We start from the raw sequence: 214 nt of genomic DNA on the forward strand, positions 1-214 counted from the left end.
AGGGCGAACTCGGGGACGAAGTTGTACATCGCCGAGGAGTAGGTGCTCATCCCCAGCTGGAGCAGGGGCAGGGCGAAGGTCTCGGCGGTGGGCAGCCCGCCGAGGTAGAACAGGCGGTCCCCGTTGGTGGCGTAGACCTTGGTGAGGTGCTCGATGTCGCCGACGCCGTCCTTGAAGCCGATGAAGTTCTCGTGCCGGGCGGCCAGCCGGGCGA

General features: G+C 67.3%; 1 protein-coding gene. It reads right to left on the reverse strand.

The window, feature by feature from the left end:
• The coding region (locus AC6CH6_RS17900; RefSeq protein ID WP_498256168.1) for a dihydrodipicolinate synthase family protein at positions 1-214 on the reverse strand (214 nt) is incomplete at both ends.

The sequence above is a fragment of the Kocuria sp. GQ42 genome (genome assembly GCF_059758435.1).